The 18,826-nt window shown below is 71.9% G+C and carries 19 protein-coding genes and 1 tRNA gene; 15 read left to right on the top strand and 5 right to left on the bottom strand.

Annotated elements, in window-relative coordinates; genetic code table 11:
* Positions 1-11: 11 nt before the first annotated feature.
* Positions 12-593 carry a 5-formyltetrahydrofolate cyclo-ligase gene (locus ACZ5J1_RS14390; protein ID WP_464559954.1) on the bottom strand — a complete coding sequence of 194 codons (582 nt, stop codon included), beginning with the start codon at positions 591-593 and terminating at the stop codon, positions 12-14.
* A 23-nt stretch (positions 594-616) separates the two neighbouring features.
* Here ACZ5J1_RS14390 and ACZ5J1_RS14385 point away from each other — a divergent pair, with 23 nt between their 5' ends.
* The 9 genes from ACZ5J1_RS14385 to ACZ5J1_RS14345 all read left to right on the top strand — a co-directional run bounded on the left by ACZ5J1_RS14385 (position 617) and on the right by ACZ5J1_RS14345 (position 7,050).
* On the top strand, positions 617-2,008 hold the full coding sequence (locus ACZ5J1_RS14385; RefSeq protein ID WP_464559952.1) for a UTP--glucose-1-phosphate uridylyltransferase: 1,392 nt from the start codon (positions 617-619) through the stop codon (positions 2,006-2,008).
* A 4-nt stretch (positions 2,009-2,012) separates the two neighbouring features.
* A complete protein-coding gene (gene glp, locus ACZ5J1_RS14380) occupies positions 2,013-3,248 on the top strand; it encodes a molybdotransferase-like divisome protein Glp (protein WP_464559950.1) in 1,236 nt (411 codons plus the stop codon).
* Positions 3,241-3,720, top strand: coding sequence for a cyclic pyranopterin monophosphate synthase MoaC (gene moaC / locus ACZ5J1_RS14375; protein ID WP_464559948.1), 480 nt, complete (start codon positions 3,241-3,243; stop codon positions 3,718-3,720). Before glp ends, moaC begins: the two co-directional genes overlap by 8 nt.
* A complete protein-coding gene (locus ACZ5J1_RS14370; protein WP_464559946.1) occupies positions 3,717-4,211 on the top strand; it encodes a MogA/MoaB family molybdenum cofactor biosynthesis protein in 495 nt (164 codons plus the stop codon). Before moaC ends, ACZ5J1_RS14370 begins: the two co-directional genes overlap by 4 nt.
* 11 nt (positions 4,212-4,222) lie before the next feature.
* Entirely contained in the window at positions 4,223-4,804 is a 582-nt protein-coding gene (locus ACZ5J1_RS14365) for a GNAT family N-acetyltransferase (protein ID WP_464559944.1), read from the top strand.
* A 72-nt stretch (positions 4,805-4,876) separates the two neighbouring features.
* A complete protein-coding gene (sepX, locus tag ACZ5J1_RS14360) occupies positions 4,877-5,779 on the top strand; it encodes a divisome protein SepX/GlpR (RefSeq protein WP_464559942.1) in 903 nt (300 codons plus the stop codon).
* A gap of 46 nt (positions 5,780-5,825) precedes the next feature.
* Positions 5,826-5,898: transfer RNA gene (locus ACZ5J1_RS14355), tRNA-Ala, on the top strand.
* Between the two features lie 122 nt (positions 5,899-6,020).
* Entirely contained in the window at positions 6,021-6,773 is a 753-nt protein-coding gene (locus ACZ5J1_RS14350; RefSeq protein ID WP_464559940.1) for an enoyl-CoA hydratase/isomerase family protein, read from the top strand.
* A gap of 82 nt (positions 6,774-6,855) precedes the next feature.
* Entirely contained in the window at positions 6,856-7,050 is a 195-nt protein-coding gene (locus tag ACZ5J1_RS14345; protein ID WP_464559938.1) for a hypothetical protein, read from the top strand.
* Positions 7,051-7,070: 20 nt separating this feature from the next.
* On the opposite strand, the gene eda is transcribed toward ACZ5J1_RS14345, so the two are convergent.
* Complete coding sequence (eda, locus tag ACZ5J1_RS14340) at positions 7,071-7,691, bottom strand: bifunctional 4-hydroxy-2-oxoglutarate aldolase/2-dehydro-3-deoxy-phosphogluconate aldolase (RefSeq protein WP_464559936.1); 621 nt, start codon at positions 7,689-7,691, stop codon at positions 7,071-7,073.
* Positions 7,684-9,546 carry a phosphogluconate dehydratase gene (edd, locus tag ACZ5J1_RS14335; RefSeq protein ID WP_464559934.1) on the bottom strand — a complete coding sequence of 621 codons (1,863 nt, stop codon included), beginning with the start codon at positions 9,544-9,546 and terminating at the stop codon, positions 7,684-7,686. Before edd ends, eda begins: the two co-directional genes overlap by 8 nt.
* 86 nt (positions 9,547-9,632) lie before the next feature.
* On the opposite strand from edd, the gene ACZ5J1_RS14330 reads away from it, so the two are divergent.
* The gene (locus ACZ5J1_RS14330) at positions 9,633-10,784 is read left to right on the top strand and encodes an ROK family protein (protein ID WP_464559932.1); all 1,152 of its coding nucleotides are present in this window, start codon (positions 9,633-9,635) and stop codon (positions 10,782-10,784) included.
* A 1-nt stretch (position 10,785) separates the two neighbouring features.
* On the opposite strand, the gene ACZ5J1_RS14325 is transcribed toward ACZ5J1_RS14330, so the two are convergent.
* Together ACZ5J1_RS14325 and rsmI are read right to left on the bottom strand one after the other, a co-directional pair.
* Positions 10,786-11,631 carry a TatD family hydrolase gene (locus ACZ5J1_RS14325; RefSeq protein WP_464559930.1) on the bottom strand — a complete coding sequence of 282 codons (846 nt, stop codon included), beginning with the start codon at positions 11,629-11,631 and terminating at the stop codon, positions 10,786-10,788.
* Complete coding sequence (gene rsmI, locus ACZ5J1_RS14320) at positions 11,631-12,464, bottom strand: 16S rRNA (cytidine(1402)-2'-O)-methyltransferase (RefSeq protein ID WP_464559928.1); 834 nt, start codon at positions 12,462-12,464, stop codon at positions 11,631-11,633. Before rsmI ends, ACZ5J1_RS14325 begins: the two co-directional genes overlap by 1 nt.
* Positions 12,465-12,503: 39 nt before the next feature.
* On the opposite strand from rsmI, the gene ACZ5J1_RS14315 reads away from it, so the two are divergent.
* From ACZ5J1_RS14315 to ACZ5J1_RS14295, 5 genes are all read left to right on the top strand, one after another.
* Positions 12,504-14,222, top strand: a complete 1,719-nt coding sequence (locus ACZ5J1_RS14315) for a dolichyl-phosphate-mannose--protein mannosyltransferase (protein ID WP_464559926.1) — start codon at positions 12,504-12,506, stop codon at positions 14,220-14,222.
* Positions 14,223-14,357: 135 nt separating this feature from the next.
* The gene (locus ACZ5J1_RS14310) at positions 14,358-15,140 is read left to right on the top strand and encodes a transglycosylase family protein (RefSeq protein WP_464559924.1); all 783 of its coding nucleotides are present in this window, start codon (positions 14,358-14,360) and stop codon (positions 15,138-15,140) included.
* Positions 15,141-15,178: 38 nt separating this feature from the next.
* Positions 15,179-16,030 (top strand): 16S rRNA (adenine(1518)-N(6)/adenine(1519)-N(6))-dimethyltransferase RsmA, encoded by an 852-nt coding sequence (rsmA, locus tag ACZ5J1_RS14305; RefSeq protein ID WP_464559922.1) that lies wholly within the window; start codon positions 15,179-15,181, stop codon positions 16,028-16,030.
* Positions 16,027-16,953 (top strand): 4-(cytidine 5'-diphospho)-2-C-methyl-D-erythritol kinase, encoded by a 927-nt coding sequence (locus ACZ5J1_RS14300; RefSeq protein WP_464559920.1) that lies wholly within the window; start codon positions 16,027-16,029, stop codon positions 16,951-16,953. The genes rsmA and ACZ5J1_RS14300 overlap by 4 nt, the downstream gene beginning before the upstream one ends.
* A gap of 15 nt (positions 16,954-16,968) precedes the next feature.
* On the top strand, positions 16,969-18,765 hold the full coding sequence (locus tag ACZ5J1_RS14295) for an ABC-F family ATP-binding cassette domain-containing protein (protein ID WP_464559918.1): 1,797 nt from the start codon (positions 16,969-16,971) through the stop codon (positions 18,763-18,765).
* Positions 18,766-18,826 lie beyond the last annotated feature (61 nt).

Here is an 18,826-nt window from a genome sequence, read left to right as displayed (position 1 = left end):
CGCGAGCGTGGTTAGTCCAGCGCGACGACGCCGCCCGGGGTGAGGGCTGCGGTGACCGGTCGGTCGTGCGCCTCCACCGGTACGTCGACACCGACCTCGTCGTCGTACAGCACGATCCAGACGTCGGTGCCGAGCGGCACCCGGGCGAGCGCGCGGTCGTAGGAACCGCCGCCCCGGCCCAGGCGCTCACCACGATGTGAGACGGCGAGGCCGGGAACGAGGACGAGATCCGCGCCGCCGATCGCCGTCGGTCCCAGGCCGGCGCCGGGCGGTTCCAGCAGGCCGCGCCGCGCGGAGGCGAGGGTGCCGTCGTACACCGCCCAGTCCAGGTCGTTGTCGGGTTGGAGTTGGGGGAGCAGCACCCGTTTCCCGGCTGCACGGAGCGCATCCAGGAGCTCACCGGTCCCCGGCTCGGTGCCGATGGAGACGTAGACGGCCACGGTCGCGGCCCGCCGTACGCTCGGATGGGCGAGCGCCGCGGCGGCGATCTGGCGCCCGGCCAGGCCGACTTCGGCCAGCGAACGCCGACGGCGACGGGTGAGGAACTGATCACGTACCGCGGTTTTTGCCGGGTTCGGTTCCCCCTCACTCACCGGATCACCTTACGATCCCCCTTATGGGTAGCGCAGGCCTGCAGATGGCGACCGCCAAGATGCGGGAAGCCGGAGTGGACACCGTCGCGGTGGAGACGTTCGCTCACTACTACCGCTTGGTGGAGCTCGGTGAGACCGGGATGATCCCCGAGTCGACGATCGAACCCGTCACGATGCCCGCCCTCGCCGACGTCGAGGTCGACGACACCGCCGCCATCGACGCCCTGCGCGCCACCGTCGTGATCAAGCTCAACGGCGGCCTGGGCACCTCGATGGGGATGGACCGGGCGAAGAGCCTGCTGTGCGTGCGCAAGGGACTCTCGTTCCTCGACGTCACCGCCCGCCAGGTGCTGCACCTCCGGGAGCAGTACGGCGCCGCGCTGCCGCTGCTGTTCATGAACTCCTTCCGCACCAGCGGCGACACGTTGGCCGCCCTGGCGCGCTACACCGAGCTGCCGACCGAGGGTCTGCCGCTGGAGTTCCTGCAGAACCGCGAGCCGAAGCTGCGCGCCGACGACCTGACCCCGGTCTCCTGGCCGAAGGACCCCTCCCAGGAGTGGTGTCCGCCCGGCCACGGCGACCTCTACACCGCCCTGCGCGGCACCGGCCTGCTCGACCAGCTGATCGCCGAGGGCTTCCGCTACGTCTTCGTCTCCAACTCCGACAACCTCGGTGCCGTGCCCGACCCGCGGGTCGCCGGCTGGTTCGCCGGCAGCGGCGCCCCGTTCGCGATCGAGGCCGTCGAGCGCACCGTGAGCGACCGCAAGGGCGGTCACTTCGCCCGACGCAAGTCCGACGGCCGGATCGTGCTGCGCGAGACAGCCCAAACCGCGAAGGCCGACCTGGCCGCGCTGGCCGACCTGAGCCGGCACCGGTACATGAGCACCAACAACCTCTGGTTCGACCTGCACGCGATGCGCGACACCCTCGACGCCCGCCGCGGGATCCTGGGGCTGCCGCTGATCCGCAACGTCAAGCACGTCGACCCCGCCGACCCGTCGAGCCCCGAGGTCATCCAGATCGAGACCGCGATGGGTGCCGCGATCGAGGTCTTCGAGGGCGCCCAGCTGATCGAGGTCGGTCGGGACCGGTTCGTCCCGGTGAAGACCACCAACGACCTGCTGGTGCTGCGCAGCGACGTCTACGACATGGGCGCCGACTTCCGGCTCGACCAGGTCTGCGACGAGGTCCCGTTCATCGACCTCGACAGCGCCTACTACCGGGTCGTCGCCGACTTCGAGAAGCGGTTCCCCGAGGGCACCCCCAGTCTGCGGAAGGCCTCCAGCCTCAAGGTGAAGGGTGACGTCACCTTCGGCCACGGCGTCCAGGTGATCGGCGAGGTCGAGGTCGCCGGTGGCGGTGGCATGCGAGTCGACGCCGGTGCGGTCCTGACCCCACCTCCGGCCGGAGTCTGACGGCGTGGGCGAGGCCCCGCACGCGCCCCTGACAGTCGAGGAGCACCGCAGCCGGATCCTGGCTGACCTGGTCCCGCTCCCCGCCTACCCGATGCCGCTGCTCGAGGCCCACGGTCTCGCGGCGGCCGCCGAGGTGACCGCCCTGGTCTCGATGCCGGGCTTCGACAACTCCTCCATGGACGGCTACGCCGTCTCCTTCGCCGACGTCGCCACCGCCTCCGAGACGAGCCCGGTGCGGCTGCCGGTGGTCGGTGAGAACGCCGCGGGCGCGGCCACCCTGCTCGCCCTGCCCCGCGGCGCGGCGGCCAAGGTGATGACCGGTGCGCCCATCCCGGCCGGGGCCGACACCGTGGTGCCCTACGAGCAGACCGACCGCGGTGAGGCACACGTCGCGATCCTGGCCGCGCCCACCGAGGCCGGACGCCACATCCGACGTGCCGGGGAGGACGTCGTCGCCGGTGACGTGATCCTGTCCGCCGGCACCGTCGTGGGACCCCGCCAGATCGGCCTCCTCGCCGGCTGCGGGCATGCCACGGTGCCGGTGCGGCCACGGCCGCGGGTCGTCGTACTCTCGACGGGCAGCGAGCTCGCCGAACCCGGGACCCCGCTCGGGCCGGCCGGGATCCACGACGCCAACTCCTACCTGCTCGCCGCCGCGGCCCGTTCGGCCGGAGCGATCGCCTACCGGGTCGGGATCGTCCCCGACCAACCGGACGCGTTCCTCGAGGCGCTCGAGGACCAGCTCGTCCGCGCCGACCTGGTGATCACCTCGGGCGGGGTCTCGGCCGGCGACTACGACGTGGTCAAGGAGGCGCTGCGCGAGCGCGGGGTCTGGTTCGGCCCGGTCGCGATGCAGCCCGGCAAGCCGCAGGGCTTCGGGTACGTCGGCCCCGACCGCACCCCCGTCATCACCCTGCCCGGCAACCCGGTCTCGGCGTGGGTCTCCTTCCAGCTGTTCGTGCGTCCCGCGATCCAGCGCCTGATGGGTCTGGCGCCGGTGGAGAAGCCCGCAGTGCGGGCCCGCTTGACCGAGCCCGTCAGGTCGATGGCGGGCAAGCGGCAGTACCTGCGCGGCGTGCTCGGCCAGGACGCCGAGGGCCCGGTCGTGTCGCTGGCGGGCGGGGCAGGATCCCACCTGCTCGGCGACCTCGCGATCGCCACGTGTTTGATAGTGGTCCCCGACGAGGTCGTCTCCCTGGCGGCCGGGGACGAGGTGGAGGTCCTGGAGTTCGATGACTGAGCAGTCCCGTCTGACCCACCTCGACGACTCCGGGGCGGCGCACATGGTCGACGTCACCGCCAAGGACGTCACCGCCCGCACGGCCGTGGCGACCGGGCGGGTGCTGGTCTCGGCCGAGGTGGTCGCGCTGCTCCGCGGTGCCGGCGTGCCCAAGGGTGACGCGCTCGCCGTGGCCCGGATCGCCGGGATCATGGGCGCCAAGCGGACCCCGGACCTGATCCCGCTGTGCCACCCGATCGCGCTCAGCGGGGTCAACGTGGACCTGGTGGTGGCCGACGACGCGGTCGAGATCACCGCGACGGTGCGCACCGCCGACCGGACCGGGGTCGAGATGGAGGCGCTCACCGCTGTCTCCGTCGCGGCGCTGAGCGTGGTCGACATGGTCAAGGCCGTCGACCGGGGTGCCGTCATCACCGACCTGCGGATCGAGTCGAAGTCCGGTGGCCGGTCGGGCGAATGGACCCGGTCGTGAGCTCGGGGAGCCGGATGCGGGGCGGAGTCGTGGTCGCCTCCAACCGGGCCGCCGCCGGGATCTACGCCGACCTCACCGGCCCGCTCATCGTCGACTTCCTCACCGGCCTCGGCTTCACCGTGCCCGACGCGGCCGTCGTCCCGGACGGGCAGGCGGTCGCGCAGGCGATCTCGACGCACGTCATGTCCGGGGCCAGCGTCGTCCTCACCACGGGTGGGACCGGGCTGACCCCGACCGACGAGACCCCCGAGGTCACCGCGCCGCTGCTGGACCGCCAGGTCCCCGGGATCGCCGAGGCGATCCGGGCGGCCGGCCTCGCCCACGGCGTCCCGACCGCGATGCTCTCGCGCGGGCTGGCCGGCACCATCGGGGAGTGCCTGGTGGTCAACCTGCCGGGCTCGCGCGGTGGGGTCACCGACGCCCTGGAGGTGCTGCGTCCGGTCCTGGAGCACGCGGTCGCCCAGCTGCGCGGTGGGGACCACCCGCAGTGAGCGGCCCACGAGTGCCGCTCTGGCCCGCGACCCTGGAGTCCGGCGACGTCCGGGTCCGACCGCTGTCGATGCGTGACGCCGTCGCCTGGGCGACCGCCCGACGCCGCAGCGCTGCGTGGCTCGCCCCCTGGGACGCGACCGTGCCCCCGAACGGCGAGGGCCGCCCGGCGACCTTCACCGCCCTCGTACGCCGCCAGCGCAAGGCCGCCCGCGCCGGCACCGCCCTGCCCTTCGCGATCGAGGTGGACGGCCGCTTCGCCGGTCAGGTGACGGTCTCCAACATCGTCCGCGGCTCGGCCCTGTTCGCCTCGATCGGCTACTGGATCGACGTCTCCTACGCCGGCCGCGGGGTCGTGCCGCGGGCGGTGGCGCTGGTGATCGACCACTGCTTCGCCGCGGGTCTGCACCGGATCGAGATCTCGATCCGACCGGAGAACGAGAACTCGCTGCGGGTGGTGGAGAAGCTCGAGATCGGGCAGGTCGGCTACTCGCCGCGCTACCTGCACATCGACGGTGAGTGGCGTGACCACATGAACTTCGCGATCACTCGCGAGGAGTGGCCACCCGGCGGTCTGATCACACGAGTCACATAAACCTCATGCGCAATTTGCGACACACCACAACACGTCCGTGGTGACCCGCGCTCGCACTCCTACGCTCGTCCCGTGGACCCCAGTGCGTTGATCTTCGTCGCCCTCGCCGTGGCGTGGGCCGCCTACCTCGTCCCCAAGGCACTGGAACATCACGATGCCGGTGCGCGCGCCAAGAACGTGACCACGTTCTCCGAGCGGATCCGGATCCTGGCGCGCCGCGAGGCGATCAGCCGCCGCACGACCACGCTGGTCAAGCCCGCCAAGGTCGCTCCCGTCGAGCCGCAGGCCGCCCAGCCCGCGCTGCCGGGCACCGATGCCACCGAGATCACCGAGCGTCCGCTCGAGGTGATCGTCGAAGAGGTCCGGCTCGAGCATCACGACTCCGTCATGGAGACCACCCAGTCGGGTCGGCTCCACCTGCGCCACGGTGCGGCCCCGTCCCGCCGGACGGCGGCCGCCGTCGCCGCCCAGCGCCGTCGTCGCGTCCTCGGCGCCCTCGTCTTCCTCACGGCCGCCGTCGGCGCCACCGCCGCCGGCAGCGTGATCAGCTGGCTCTGGCTGCTGGTCCCGCTGGCCCTCGTCGTCGCCTGGCTGGTCGCCTGCCGGCTGATGGTCACCCAGGAGCGCGCCGCGCGCCGCAACCCGGGTTCCGCACCGTCGACCCCCGCCTTCGTCACGGCCGAGGTTCCGTCGGCGGAGGTCGCGCCGGGCGACGTCGTCGTCTCGCTGCAGGACGACGACACCACCGACCTCCCCGCGATCCCCGCCGCAGGCACCTGGGATCCGGTCAACGCGCCGCTGCCGACGTACGTCTCGAAGCCGGCGGCCCGACGCAGCATCACGACCATCGACCTCGACTCCACCGGGGTGTGGACCTCGGGTCGCACCGAGGCAGACACCGCCCTGGCGCGGGAGGCCGACGCGGTCCGTGGGACCGGCGAGATCGAGCAGGAACGGCGCGCAAGCGGGGCCTGATTTCAGGGGGCCGGGCGGGCGGTGCTAGCCTCGTCCACGCACTCGCGGGGGTATGGCGCAGCTGGTAGCGCGCTTCGTTCGCATCGAAGAGGCCAGGGGTTCGAATCCCCTTACCTCCACCCGAGTCACAGAGGGCGGTCCACTCGGACCGCCCTCTGGTCATTTCACCTGGTCACTTCTCCGCCCGACGCTGCGAGTACAGTCCGGACCCGAGTCCGTACGTCGCGAGGAGAGTCATCAGATGCTGGTCGAGTACACCGTCACCGAAGGCATCGCCCGGATCGTGATGAACCGGCCCGAGGCCGCCAACGCGCTCAACTCGGCCATGGGGGCGGCGCTGACGGAGGCCGTGGCCCGGGTCGCCGCCGATCCGTCGGCGCGCGTGGTGATCCTCTCCGGGGCCGGGCCCCGCTTCTGCGGCGGGGGCGACCTCGCCGAGATGGCCGGCGCCGAGGACCGCCCTGGCGTCGTGCACGCGATGGCCGACGGGGGACACGCCCTTGTCCGTGCGCTCCAGGACCTCGAGATCCCGGTGATCGCCCAGGTGCACGGCGCCGCCGCCGGGATCGGGCTCTCCTACGTGCTGGGTGCCGACTTCGCGGTCGCCGCGGCCTCGACCAAGTTCGTCACGGCCTACACCAGCGTCGGGCTCACCCCTGACGGCGGCATGTCCTGGCTGCTGCCCCGCATCGTCGGGCAGCGCACCGCGATGGAGCTGCTGATGCTCTCGGAGCCGGTCAACGCCCAGCGGGCGCTGGAGCTGGGCATCGTCTCCCACGTCGTGGCCGACGACGAGCTCGCCTCGGCCACCGACGAGCTCGCGCGCAAGCTCGCCGCCCGGCCCACCCACGCGCTCGGCCACGTCCGGCAGCTCGTGCAGCGGTCCTGGACCCAGTCGCTGTCCGAGCACCTCGACCTGGAGGCCGACACCATCTCGACGATCTCCGGCACCGAGGCCACGGGCGCGCTGATCGACCGCTTCGTCGGCAAGTAGCCCCGCGGCTCAGCCGCACGCCCCTCCGGCCGATGGAGACATCGACGGGCCGAGGAGCGGCCCCTGGACCGGGGAGACGGCAATGCTGCCTGACCGCATGGACCGGGTGGTCGACCCGCAGGAGGCCGCTGAGGAGCTGGCCATCTGGTTCGGGGTCGGGATGGCCCTGCTGAGCATCGGCATCGCGTTCCACGGCACCTTCACGTTGTGGACCGCCGAAATCGCCGAAGCGGGCGTCGCGATCGCAACGCCCGCTTCGAGTACGACGACTCGCTGAGTCGGCCGACTCGCTCCAGCTCAGCCCAGCGCGGCGGCCTCGGCGGCCAGCCGGGTGATCGTCGCCCAGTCACCGGACTCGACGGCTGCCTTCGGGGTGAGCCAGGTGCCGCCGACGCAGCCGACGTTGGCCAGGCCGAGGTACGTCGGTGCGCTGGCCAGCGTGATCCCGCCGGTGGGGCAGAACCGGGCGTCGGGGACGACGGTGGGCAGCGAACCCAGGAACGCCGCACCGCCCGAGGCCTCGGCCGGGAAGAACTTCATCTCGGTGACGCCGGTCTCCAGCACCGCGAGGACCTCCGAGACCGTCGCCGTACCCGGCAGGAAGGGCAGCCCGGTGTCGGTCATCGCGCCGAGCAGCGTCGGCGTCGCGCCCGGGGAGACCAGGAACTGGGCGCCCGCCTCGGCGGCCAGCTTGGCCCGCTCGGGGCTGGTCACGGTGCCGGCGCCGACCACGATGTCGGGGACCTCGTCGGCGATCGCCCGGATCGCCTCCAGGCCCGCCGGGGTGCGCAGGGTCATCTCGATGACCTTGATGCCGCCGGCGACGAGCGCCTGGGCGACGCCGACGCCCTCGGCCGCCGTGGCGACCACGACCACCGGAACCACGGGGGCCAGGGAGAGCAGTGAACGGTCAGACATGGGCGGGCTCCTCGACGGGGGTGATCAGGGGGAAGACGGAAGCACCAGTGTCGGCCGAACCGACCGAGGCGCGGAAGACCGAGAACAGCTCGCGACCGGTGCCGACGGTGTTGACCGGCGGGGCGCCGGTGGCGGGACGGCGGGCGAACTCGGCGGCGTCGACGTGGATGTCGAGGGTGCCGGCCACGGAGTCGACCGTGATCAGGTCACCGTCGGTGACCCGCGCCAGCGGGCCGCCGAGCGCGGCCTCGGGGGTGAGGTGGATCGCGGCGGGGACCTTGCCCGAGGCGCCTGACATCCGGCCGTCGGTCACGATCGCGACCTGGTAGCCGCGGTCCTGCAGGACACCGAGCGCCGGGGTGAGCTTGTGCAGCTCGGGCATCCCGTTGGCGGCCGGCCCCTGGTAGCGGATGACGGCGATCAGGTCACGCTCGCAGCGGCCCTCGCTGAACGCGGCCAGGAAGTCGGCCTGGTCGTCGAAGACCATCGCAGGAGCGGTCACCACCCGGTGCTCGTCGCCGACCGCGGAGGTCTTGATCACCGAGGTGCCGAGGGCGCCGGTGAGGACCCGCAGGCCGCCGTCGGCGCGGAAGGGCCGCGTGGCCGGCCGCAGCACGTCCTCGTCGTGGGAGACCGCGGTGCCCTCGACCCAGGTCAGGGTGCCGTCGTCGGCCAGACGGGGCTCGACCGTGTAGCGCGACAGGCCGCGGCCGAGGACCGTCTCGACGTCGTCGTGCAGCAGACCGCTCTCGAGCAGCGTCCGGATCAGGAAGCCGATCCCGCCGGCGGCGTGGAAGTGGTTCACGTCCGCGGAGCCGTTCGGGTAGATCCGGGCGAGCAGCGGGATGACCGCGGAGAGGTCGGACAGGTCCTCCCAGGTCAGCTGGATCCCCGCCGAGCGGGCGATCGCGACCAGGTGGAGGGTGTGGTTGGTCGAGCCGCCCGAGGCGAGCAGGGCGATGCAGGCGTTGATGATCGCGGCCTCGTCGACCAGCTCCCCGATACCGGGGCCCCCCTCGAGCGCGAGCTCGGTGGCCCGGGCCGCGGCGGCACGGCTGAGCGCCTCGCGCAGGTCGGTGTCGGGAGGGGTGAAGGACGCGCCCGGCAGGTGCAGCCCGAGCACCTCCATCACCAGCTGGTTCGAGTTGGCCGTTCCGTAGAACGTGCAGGTGCCGCGACCGTGGTACGACGCCGCCTCGGCCTCGAGCAGCTCCTCGCGGCTGGCCTTGCCCTCGGCGAAGCGCTGCCGCGTGCGGGCCTTCTCCTTGTTCGGCAGGCCCGAGCTCATCGGCCCGGCCGGGACGAAGACGGTCGGGAGGTGGCCGAATGCGAGCGAGCCGATCATCAGTCCGGGGACGATCTTGTCGCACACGCCGAGCATCAGGGAGGCGTCGAACATGTCGTGCGAGAGCGCGACAGCGGTCGACATCGCGATCACGTCGCGCGAGAACAGGGAGAGCTCCATCCCGGCGCGGCCCTGGGTGATGCCGTCACACATCGCCGGGACGCCACCGGCGACCTGGGCGATGCCGCCGCTGCGGATGACCGCGTCCTTGAGGATCGGCGGGTACTCGGCGTAGGGGGCGTGCGCGGAGAGCATGTCGTTGTAGGACGTCACGATCGCGACGTTCGGCTTGGCCCCGGGGGAGACGACGCGCAGCGACGCCTTCTCGGTGGGCTCGGACGCGGCGAAGCCGTGGGCCAGGTTCGCGCAGCCCAGACGACCACGCGCCGGACCGGTCTCAGCGGCCGCGCGGATGCTGGCGAGGTACGCGCCACGGGTCCCTCGGGAGCGCTCGCGAAGGCGCTCGGTGACCGCAAGCACGGTGGGGTTCAAGGGTGCGACAACAACCATACGTCCACCATTGCATGTCTATAGGTTTGGTGCAATACCTACTTATGTCTTTATCAAACCGAACGGGTGTGAATATGATGCAGCCCATGTCCGAGATGCCGAGCGCTGGTGCGATGTTGGAGTTGATCCGCGGGGGCGATGCCGCCACCCGTGCCGACCTCCGGCGGCTGACCGGTCTTTCCCGCACCGCGGTCGTCTCCCGGGTCGACGCACTCGTCGACGCCGGCCTGCTCGTCGTGGGTGCCGAGCTGACCGCGACCGGAGGCCGACCGGCCGGTGCCCTCGTGTTCAACCACGCTGCCGGCGTGGTGCTCGCCGTCGCGATCGGCCGCAGCCGCAGTCAGGTCGGGCTCTTCGACCTGGTGGGCCGTGAGATCGCCTCCGACACGCAGGACCACGGGCCGGGGATCTCGCCCGAGGAGCTGATGCCCGCGGTCGCCACCCGGCTCGCCGGCTTGGTCGAGGAGGTCGACGCCCCTGTCTTCGGGATCGGGATCAGCCTGCCCGGCGTGGTCGATGCCGCCCGGCTGATCAGCATCGACTCCCCGGTCATGCGCGGCTGGGACGGCGCCGACCTGGCGCCGTACCTGGCGGGGTTCGGCGGCGTGCCGATCTTCCTGGCCAACGACGCCGACGTGCTGGCGCGCTCGGAGCTCCTGGTCCCTGACGCGCACCGCAACGCGCTGGTGGTGAAGGCCTCGACCGGCCTCGGCATGGGCGTGATCGCCGACGGCGCGGTCCTCACGGGCGCGCGCGGCGCGATCGGCGAGATCGGGCACACCAAGGTCGACCGTGCGGCGGGCGTGCCGTGCCGCTGCGGTGGTGAGGGCTGCCTCGAGGCGATCGCCGGCGGCTGGGCCCTGGTCAACGCGCTCAAGGACTCCGGCGTCGCTGCCGGTCACGTCCGCGATCTCGTCGCGTCGGCCCTAGCCGGCGATGCGATCGCGCGGGGCCTGCTGCGCGAGAGCGGTCGTCAGGTCGGCGAGGTGATCGCGATCGCGATCAACCTGCTCAACCCCGACGTGGTCGTGATCGGCGGCGACATGGGCCAGGCGTTCGACGTCTACGCCGCGGGGGTGCGCGAGAGCGTCTACGCCCGCTCCACCGCCTTCGCCACCCGCGACCTGCAGTTCCTCCCCGCCGCCCACGGCGACGCCGCCGGCCTGGTCGGCTGCGCCGCACTGGCGCTGGACCACGTCCTCGCCCCCGTCGAGGTGGACGCCCGCCTCCAGGGCTGAGTCAGGCGGTGGCGCCCCAGGTCCCGCCGAAGGCAGCGCTGGTGTTCGCATCGATCGCCGCGCAGAGCTCGCCCAGGTCCATGCCGCGCACCTCGGCCATCACGCGCAGCGTGTTCGGGATCAGGTAGGGGCTGTTGATCGCGCCCCGGTGCGGCATCGCCGTCAGGAACGGAGCGTCGGTCTCGACCAGGATCCGGTCCAGCGGCGCGATCGCGAGCGCCTCGCGCAGGTGCGGTGCGTTCTTGAACGTCACCGTCCCCGCGAAGCTCAGGTAGGCGCCACGGTCGAGACAGCGTCGCGCCACGTCGACGTCGCCGGAGAAGCAGTGCATCACCCAACGCTCCGGGGCACCGGCGGAGTCGATCACGTCCAGGATCGCGTCGTGCGCGTCGCGGTCGTGGATCTGCAGCGTCTTGTCGTGCGTCGACGCGATGTCGATGTGCCGCCGGAAGCTGTACTCCTGCGCGGCGATCCCCTCAGGCCCGGTCCGGAAGAAGTCCAACCCGGTCTCGCCGACGGCCCGCACGCCGGCGTGAGCCCCGGCCAACGCCTCGATCTCGTCGAGCGCCGCGTCGAGCCCGGCACCGTGGTGCGGGGCGTCGTTGGGGTGAAGCGCGACCGCAGCGACGATCTCCGGATGGCGTACGGCGGCCTCGACCGCCCAGCGTGAGCTGGCGAGGTCGCAGCCGACCTGCACGAACCGGGTCACCCCGACCGAGGCCGCGGTCGCGATCGCCTCGTCGACATCGAGCTGGAGGCCGTCGCGCCCCATGTCGAGGTGACAGTGGTTGTCGACGACCGGGTGCGGGAGCGGCTCGGGGACCGGAGGAAAACCATCGCGCGTCATCAGTGGTCCCGGTGGATCAGGTCGTAGACGTCGCGCTTGGGCACGCCGGCGCGCTTCGCGGCCTCGAGGATCGCCTCCTTGCGGGTCATCCCGTCGGCCTCGAGATCGGCGACCAGGGCGATCAGTGATTCGGGGGAGGTGTCGATCTCCCCGGCGACGTACCCGGAGACGACCAGGGTGACCTCGCCGCGGACGTCCTCCGACGCCCACGACACCAGCTCGGCCAGCGGCCCCCGCACGACCTCCTCGTAGGTCTTGGTGAGCTCGCGGCACACCGCGGCGGGGCGATCGTCGCCGAACGCCTCGGCCATCGCGGTCAGGGCGGCGTGGGTGCGGTGCGGTGCCTCGAAGAAGACCATCGTGCGCTCCTCCGTGGCCAGGCCGGCCAGGCGCCGCGAGCGTTCGCCCGCCTTGCGGGGCAGGAACCCCTCGAAGCAGAACCGGTCGACCGGCAGCCCGCTGACCGCCAGCGCGGTCAGCACCGCGCTCGGGCCGGGCACCGCCGTCACGCGTACGTCGGCCTCGACCGCGGCCGCCACCAACCGGTACCCGGGGTCGGACACCGACGGCATCCCGGCGTCGGTCACCAGGATCACGCGCTGCCCCGCGAGCAGCGCCTCGAGCAGCAACGGCGTCCGCGCCGACTCGTTGCCCTCGAAGTAGGAGACGACCTTCGCGGTCGGCTCGATCCCCAGGTCGCCCAGCAGTCGCTTGAGCCGGCGGGTGTCCTCGGCGGCGATCACGTCGGCGGCGAGCAGCTCCGTGCCGAGGCGGGGTGGAGCATCCTCCACCCGTCCGATCGGGGTGGCGGCCAGCACGAGCACTCCATCCATACGGGCATCCTCCCAGAGGCCGTCGCTAGGGTGATTCGTGTGACCCTGCTGATCGATGGTGAGCCGGTCGAGCCGATCGCCAAGGCCGAAGGCCTTCCCGAGCCCACCGCCTGGGAGCGCGCCCGCAGCTCGATCGCCGGTCACGACGCGGTGGTCGGCTGGTGCGCCACGATCGTGATCACCGCCGCCGCGTTCGTGCTGCGGCTGTGGCGGATCGGCACCCCGCACGAGTTCGAGTTCGACGAGACCTACTACGCCAAGGACGCCTGGTCGCTGCTGCACTTCGGTTACGCGCGCGACTACATCGAGGACGCCAACCAGAAGATCCTCGACGGCACCCTCACCGGGATCTGGAAGGACACCCCGGAGATGATCGTCCACCCCGAGGTGGGCAAGTGGATGATCGCGGTGGGGGAGAAGCTCTTCGGGATGGACCCGACCGGCTGGCGGATGGCGTCGGCCTTCGCCGGCGCGATGCTGATCTTCGTCGTCATCCGGCTCACCCGCCGGCTGTCGGGCTCCACCCTGCTCGGCTGCCTGGCCGGGGTGCTGCTCTGCTTCGACGGCCTCGAGTTCGTGCTCTCCCGGCTCGCGCTGCTCGACATCTTCCTGGCGCTGTTCATCACCGCGGCCGTCTCCTGCCTGGTCGCCGACCGGGACTGGTTCCGTGCCCGCCTGGCCGCCCGGCTCGACGCTCCGGTCGCCGCCGCCTCGGCCTGGGGCCCGCGGATCCTGTGGCGGCCGTGGCTGCTCGCCAGCGGCGTGCTCTGGGGACTCGCGGTCGGCACCAAGTGGGGTGCGCTCTACCCCCTGGCCGCCTTCGGCGTGATGGTCTGGATCTGGAGCGCGGGAGCGCGGCGCTCCTTCGGGGTGCGCGGCGCGCTGCCCAAGTCGGCCGTGTCCGACGGGCTGCCGGCGTTCGGCTACCTCGTCCTCGTCGCCGCGTTCGTCTACGTCGCCAGCTGGGGCGGCTGGCTGGCCAACTCCGAGACCTACGAGAAGCACCTCTCCTCGACCCAGTACACGCACTACACCGGCGAGGGGCACTGCCAGGACCAGACGTACGTCGCCGACAACCCCGACGAGTCGGCGAAGTGGCCCACCGCGACGGAGCCGGATGCGACCGGGCTCGCCGAGATCCCGCAGTCGCTGCGCAGCCTCTGGTACTACCACCAGGACGTGTGGACCTTCCACACCCACTTCCTGCAGTGCGCCACCCACACCTACGCCTCCAGCCCGGCGGGCTGGCTGCTGCTCAACCGCCCGGTCGGGGTCGCCGCCGACACGGGCATCCAGCCCGGTGCGACCAGCGACGGCGAGGTCTGCGAGGCGCCGTCCGGGTCGGACTGCCTGCGCCAGGTGCTGCTGCTCGGCACGCCGGCGCTGTGGTGGGGCGGCGCCGTGGCGATGGTCTTCGCGCTGGTGATGTGGGTCGGTCGACGTGACTGGCGCTTCGGGGTCCCCGTGATCGGGCTCGCCACGACCTGGTTGCCGTGGTTCACCTACGACGACCGGCCGATCTTCAGTTACTACGCGATCGCCTGCATCCCGTTCATGGTGGTCGCCCTGGCACTGACCGCCGGGGTGATCCTGGGGCCGGCCGGACCGAGCCGGCGCCGTACCGTCGGGGCGGTGGTGGTCGGGGTGTTCACCATCCTCGTGGTGGCGAACTTCGCCTGGTTCTGGCCGATCTACACCAACGGCCTGCTGACCCACGACGAGTGGCTCAAGCGGATCTGGTTCTCGCGCTGGATCTAGCACGAGAACCCGCGACTCGGCACCCCGAAACCCGGGACTCGGCGGTCGCGGGAGCGTGAAATAGGTCACAACGCCCCGCCTGGGACCCGGTCCCGAGTTTGCATTCGGGCAGATCCTCACGTTGCCTCGAATCCCATGTGGAACGGAATTCAGGCCCGAATCGCGGTGATCGTCAGCGCCTTCACCGTCGCGGTGGTCGCGCTGGGCGTCGTCGTCCTGGGCGGCTCGAACGCCCCGAACGATGCGGCCGAGACCTCCGCGGACTCGCTCACCATCGCCCCCTCCGCCGGCACCGCCGGTGCGGAGCGCGACACGGCCCTGTCCCGTTCGACGTCGCGCCGCGCGGCGCCGACCAGCGCGCTCGGCAGCATCTCGTCCCAGCGCGTCTTCGACGCCGACAACGCCCGGACCTGGACCAAGCTCGAGCTGCACAGCACCGTCACCCGGACCGAGAAGGTCGACTTCGAGCGCGTCGAGACCGCCTCCGACGACCTCTACCAGGGTGAGTCCAAGGTGACCCGTGCCGGAGTCACCGGACGACGTACGGCGACGTACGACCTGACCCGCCGCAACGGCGAGGTGATCGACAAGGACCTGGTCAAGGCCACCCGCACCCGCGAGCCGGTCGACGAGCTGGTCCTGGTCGGCACCAAGCAGCGTCCGCTCGAGACCGGCAGTGGTGTCTGGGACCGGTTGGCCGGCTGTGAGGCCGGGGGCAACTGGCACATCAACACCGGCAACGGCTACTACGGCGGCCTCCAGTTCAACCTCGGCACCTGGCGCGCCAACGGCGGCAGCGGCCGCCCGGACCAGGCCAGCCGCGAGGAGCAGATCCGCGTCGCCACCAAGCTGCGTGACGCCGCCGGCGGCTACGGCGCCTGGCCCGGCTGCGCCGCCAAGCTCGGCCTTCCCCGCTGACACCCGGCTTCGGCCCCCGGGCCGATAGCCTGTCCCTCATGCCCGACCTGCGACTCCTCGGTCCCGCCGAGGTCCGGTCCCTGGCCGCCGAGCTCGATCTGCGCCCGACCAAGCAGAAGGGCCAGAACTTCGTCATCGACGCCAACACGGTGCGCCGCATCGTGCGCGAGTCCGGCGTCGGAGCCGACGACGTCGTGGTCGAGGTCGGACCCGGGCTCGGCTCGCTCACCCTGGCGATCCTCGAGACCGGCGCGCACGTGACCGCGATCGAGATCGACGACCTGCTCGCCTCCCGACTGCCGCGCACGATCGCCGACTTCGCGCCCGACGCCGTCGACCGCTTCGAGCTGGTCCACGCCGACGCGCTCCGGGTCACCGAGGTTCCCGGCCCGGCGCCCACCGCCCTGGTCGCGAACCTGCCCTACAACGTCAGCGTCCCGGTGCTGCTGCACCTGATGAGCCTGCTGCCCACCCTGGAGAAGGGCCTGGTGATGGTGCAGGCCGAGGTCGCCGACCGGCTCGCCGCCGCTCCCGGCTCCAAGGTCTACGGCGTGCCCAGCGTCAAGGCGGCGTGGTACGCCGAGGTCCGCCGAGCCGGCGCGATCGGGCGCAACGTGTTCTGGCCCGCCCCGAACGTCGACAGCGGACTCGTCTTCTGGCGGCACCGGCCCCCGCCGACCACCGACGTCAGCCGGGAGACCGTGTTCGCGCTGATCGACGCCGCCTTCGCCCAGCGACGCAAGTCGCTCCGCGGGGCGCTCAAGGGCCACGGCGTGACCGAGGCCCACCTGCTCGCGGCCGGGATCGACCCGCTCACCCGCGGTGAGCAGCTCACCATCGACGACTTCGTCCGACTCGCCGAGGCGGTCGCTGCCGGAGCAGGCGCATGACGGCGGTCACCGTGCGGGCACCGGCCAAGATCAACCTCTACCTCGGGGTCGGGCCGGTCCGCGAGGACGGCTTCCACCCGCTCGCGACCGTCTACCAGGCGATCGGCCTGTACGACGACGTGACGGCCACCCCGGCAGCCGACGGCGAGGGCTGGTCGGTGCACACCGTGGCCGACGCCAACATCGACCTCACCACCGTCCCCGACGACGAGACCAACATCGCGATCCGTGCCGGGAGGCTGCTCACCGCCCACCACGGCCGCGACGAGCTCGCCGCCCACCTGGAGATCCACAAGGGCATCCCGGTCGCCGGCGGGATGGCCGGCGGATCGGCCGACGCCGCCGCGACCCTGGTCGCGGTCGACCGGCTCTTCGACCTCGACACCAGCGACGAGGACCTGCTCGCGCTGGCCGCCGAGCTCGGCAGCGACGTCCCGTTCGCCCTGATCGGCGGCACCGCGATCGGCACCGGACGCGGTGAGGTCGTCGAGCCCGTGATCGACACCAGCGAGATGTGGTGGCTGGTGGTGCCGCACGAGATCGGCCTGTCCACCCCGGCGGTCTACAAGCACTTCGACATGATGGTGGCCGAGGAGCTGCTCGAGGCGTTCCAGCCGGCGATCCCGACCTCGCTGCTGGGCGACCTCGCCGCCGGCGACGTGCTGGCGCTGACCCCCGACCTGGAGAACGACCTCGCCGTCGCCGCCTACGACCTCCGCCCCGACCTGGTGGTGCTGCGCGAGCGGCTGGAGCGGCTCTGGCCCGACGCGGTGCTGCTCAGCGGTTCCGGCCCGACCCAGCTGGCGCTCTTCGCCGACCGCGACGCCGCCCGCATGGCCGCCGGCACGCTCAGCGAGGAGGGCGTCGCGCACTGGTTGGCTCCCGCCCCCGTCGCCGGCTGCACGGTTATCTCCCACGCCTGAGACACTGGCTGCCTCATGGCTGCCCCACTGAACCTCCTCAACCTCGAGCACGTCTCGAAGTCCTACGGGATCCGCCCCCTCCTCGACGACGTCTCGCTCGGGGTCAACGCGGGGGACCGGATCGGCATCGTCGGCCGCAACGGCGACGGCAAGACCACCCTGCTCGAGGTGATGAGCGGCATGGAGTCACCCGACCAGGGCCGGGTCTCCCAGCAGCGGGGGCTGCTGCTGTCCTACCTGCACCAGGGCGACCAGCTCGACGACACCCACACCGTGCGCGAGGCGGTCCTGCGCGGGATGAGCGACCACGAGTGGGCCGCGGACTCCCGCACCCGCGAGGTCGTCGACGTGCTCCTCGCCGGCGTACCCCTGGAGCGCAGCGTCGACGGGCTCTCCGGCGGCGAGCGCCGGCGATGCGCCCTGGCACAGCTGCTGCTCGGCGACGACGACCTGCTGATCCTCGACGAGCCCACCAACCACCTCGACGTCGAGGCCGTCGCCTGGTTGGCGGCCCACCTCGCCCAGCGCACCAGCGCGCTCGTCGTCGTCACCCACGACCGGTGGTTCCTCGACGCCGTCTGCCAGTGGACGTGGGAGGTGCACGACGGCGCCGTCGACGTCTACGAGGGCGGGTACGCCGCCTTCGTGCTCGCCAAGACCGAGCGATCGCGGCAGGCCGCGGCCTCGGAGCAGCGCCGGCAGAACCTGATGCGCAAGGAGCTGGCCTGGCTGCGCCGCGGTGCCCCGGCCCGCACCTCGAAGCCGAAGTTCCGCATCGATGCCGCCAACGAGCTGATCGCCGACGAGCCGCCGCCGCGCAACAAGCTGGAGCTGGAGCGGTTCGCCACCCAGCGCCTGGGCAAGGACGTGATCGACGTCGAGGACGTCGACCTGTTCCGCGGGGAGCGGCAGCTGCTCGACCACGCCACCTGGCGGATCGGCCCCGGCGACCGGATCGGCCTGGTCGGGGTCAACGGTGCTGGCAAGACCTCGATGCTCGCCCTGCTCGACGGCACCCTGGCGCCCAAGGTCGGGAAGGTGAAGACGGGGCGGACGGTCTCACTGGCGCACCTGACCCAGCAGCTCGACGACGTCGACCCGACCGAGCGCGTCCTCGACGCCGTCGAGAACATCCGGCGGGTCAACCGCACCGCCGACGGCAAGGAGATCACCGCCACCAGCCTGCTGGAGCGGTTCGGCTTCGTCGGGGACCGGCTGATCACCCGGATCGGCGACCTCTCCGGTGGTGAGCGCCGCCGGCTGCAGCTGCTCCGTCTCCTCCTCGCCGAGCCCAACGTGCTGCTCCTCGACGAGCCGACCAACGACCTCGACATCGAGACCCTCACGCTGCTCGAGGACTTCCTCGACGGCTGGCCCGGCACGCTGATCGTGGTCTCCCACGACCGGTACTTCCTCGAGCGGGTGACCGACTCGATCTGGGCGCTGATGGGCAACGGCCAGATCCAGATGCTGCCCCGCGGGGTCGACGAGTACCTCGAACGGCGCGCGGCCTCGGCGGCTCCGGTCCAGGCCTCGGCGTCGGTCGCGGCCGGCAGCACGTCCGGTGCCACGCAGAGCGGCAAGGCCAAGAAGGGCTCCGCCGAGGAGCGCGAGGCGAAGAAGACCGTCGCCCGGGTGGATCGTCGGCTGGCGAAGATCGCCGAGCTGGAGACCGCGTTGCACGCCGACCTCGAAGCCAACAGCGGGGACTACGAGAAGCTGGCCGACCTCGGCGCCCAGCTGCAGAAGCTCCTCGACGAGCGCGAGCAGCTCGAGCTCGAGTGGCTCGAGGCCTCCGAGCTGCTCGACTGAGCACCCGGGACCAAAGTCCCTAATTCTGGCGCTTCTGCGCGTAATGTAACTGGCATTTACG

The sequence above is a fragment of the Nocardioides sp. JCM 18999 genome, assembly GCF_055391175.1.
This window is presented reverse-complemented; position numbering and strand designations above follow the sequence as displayed.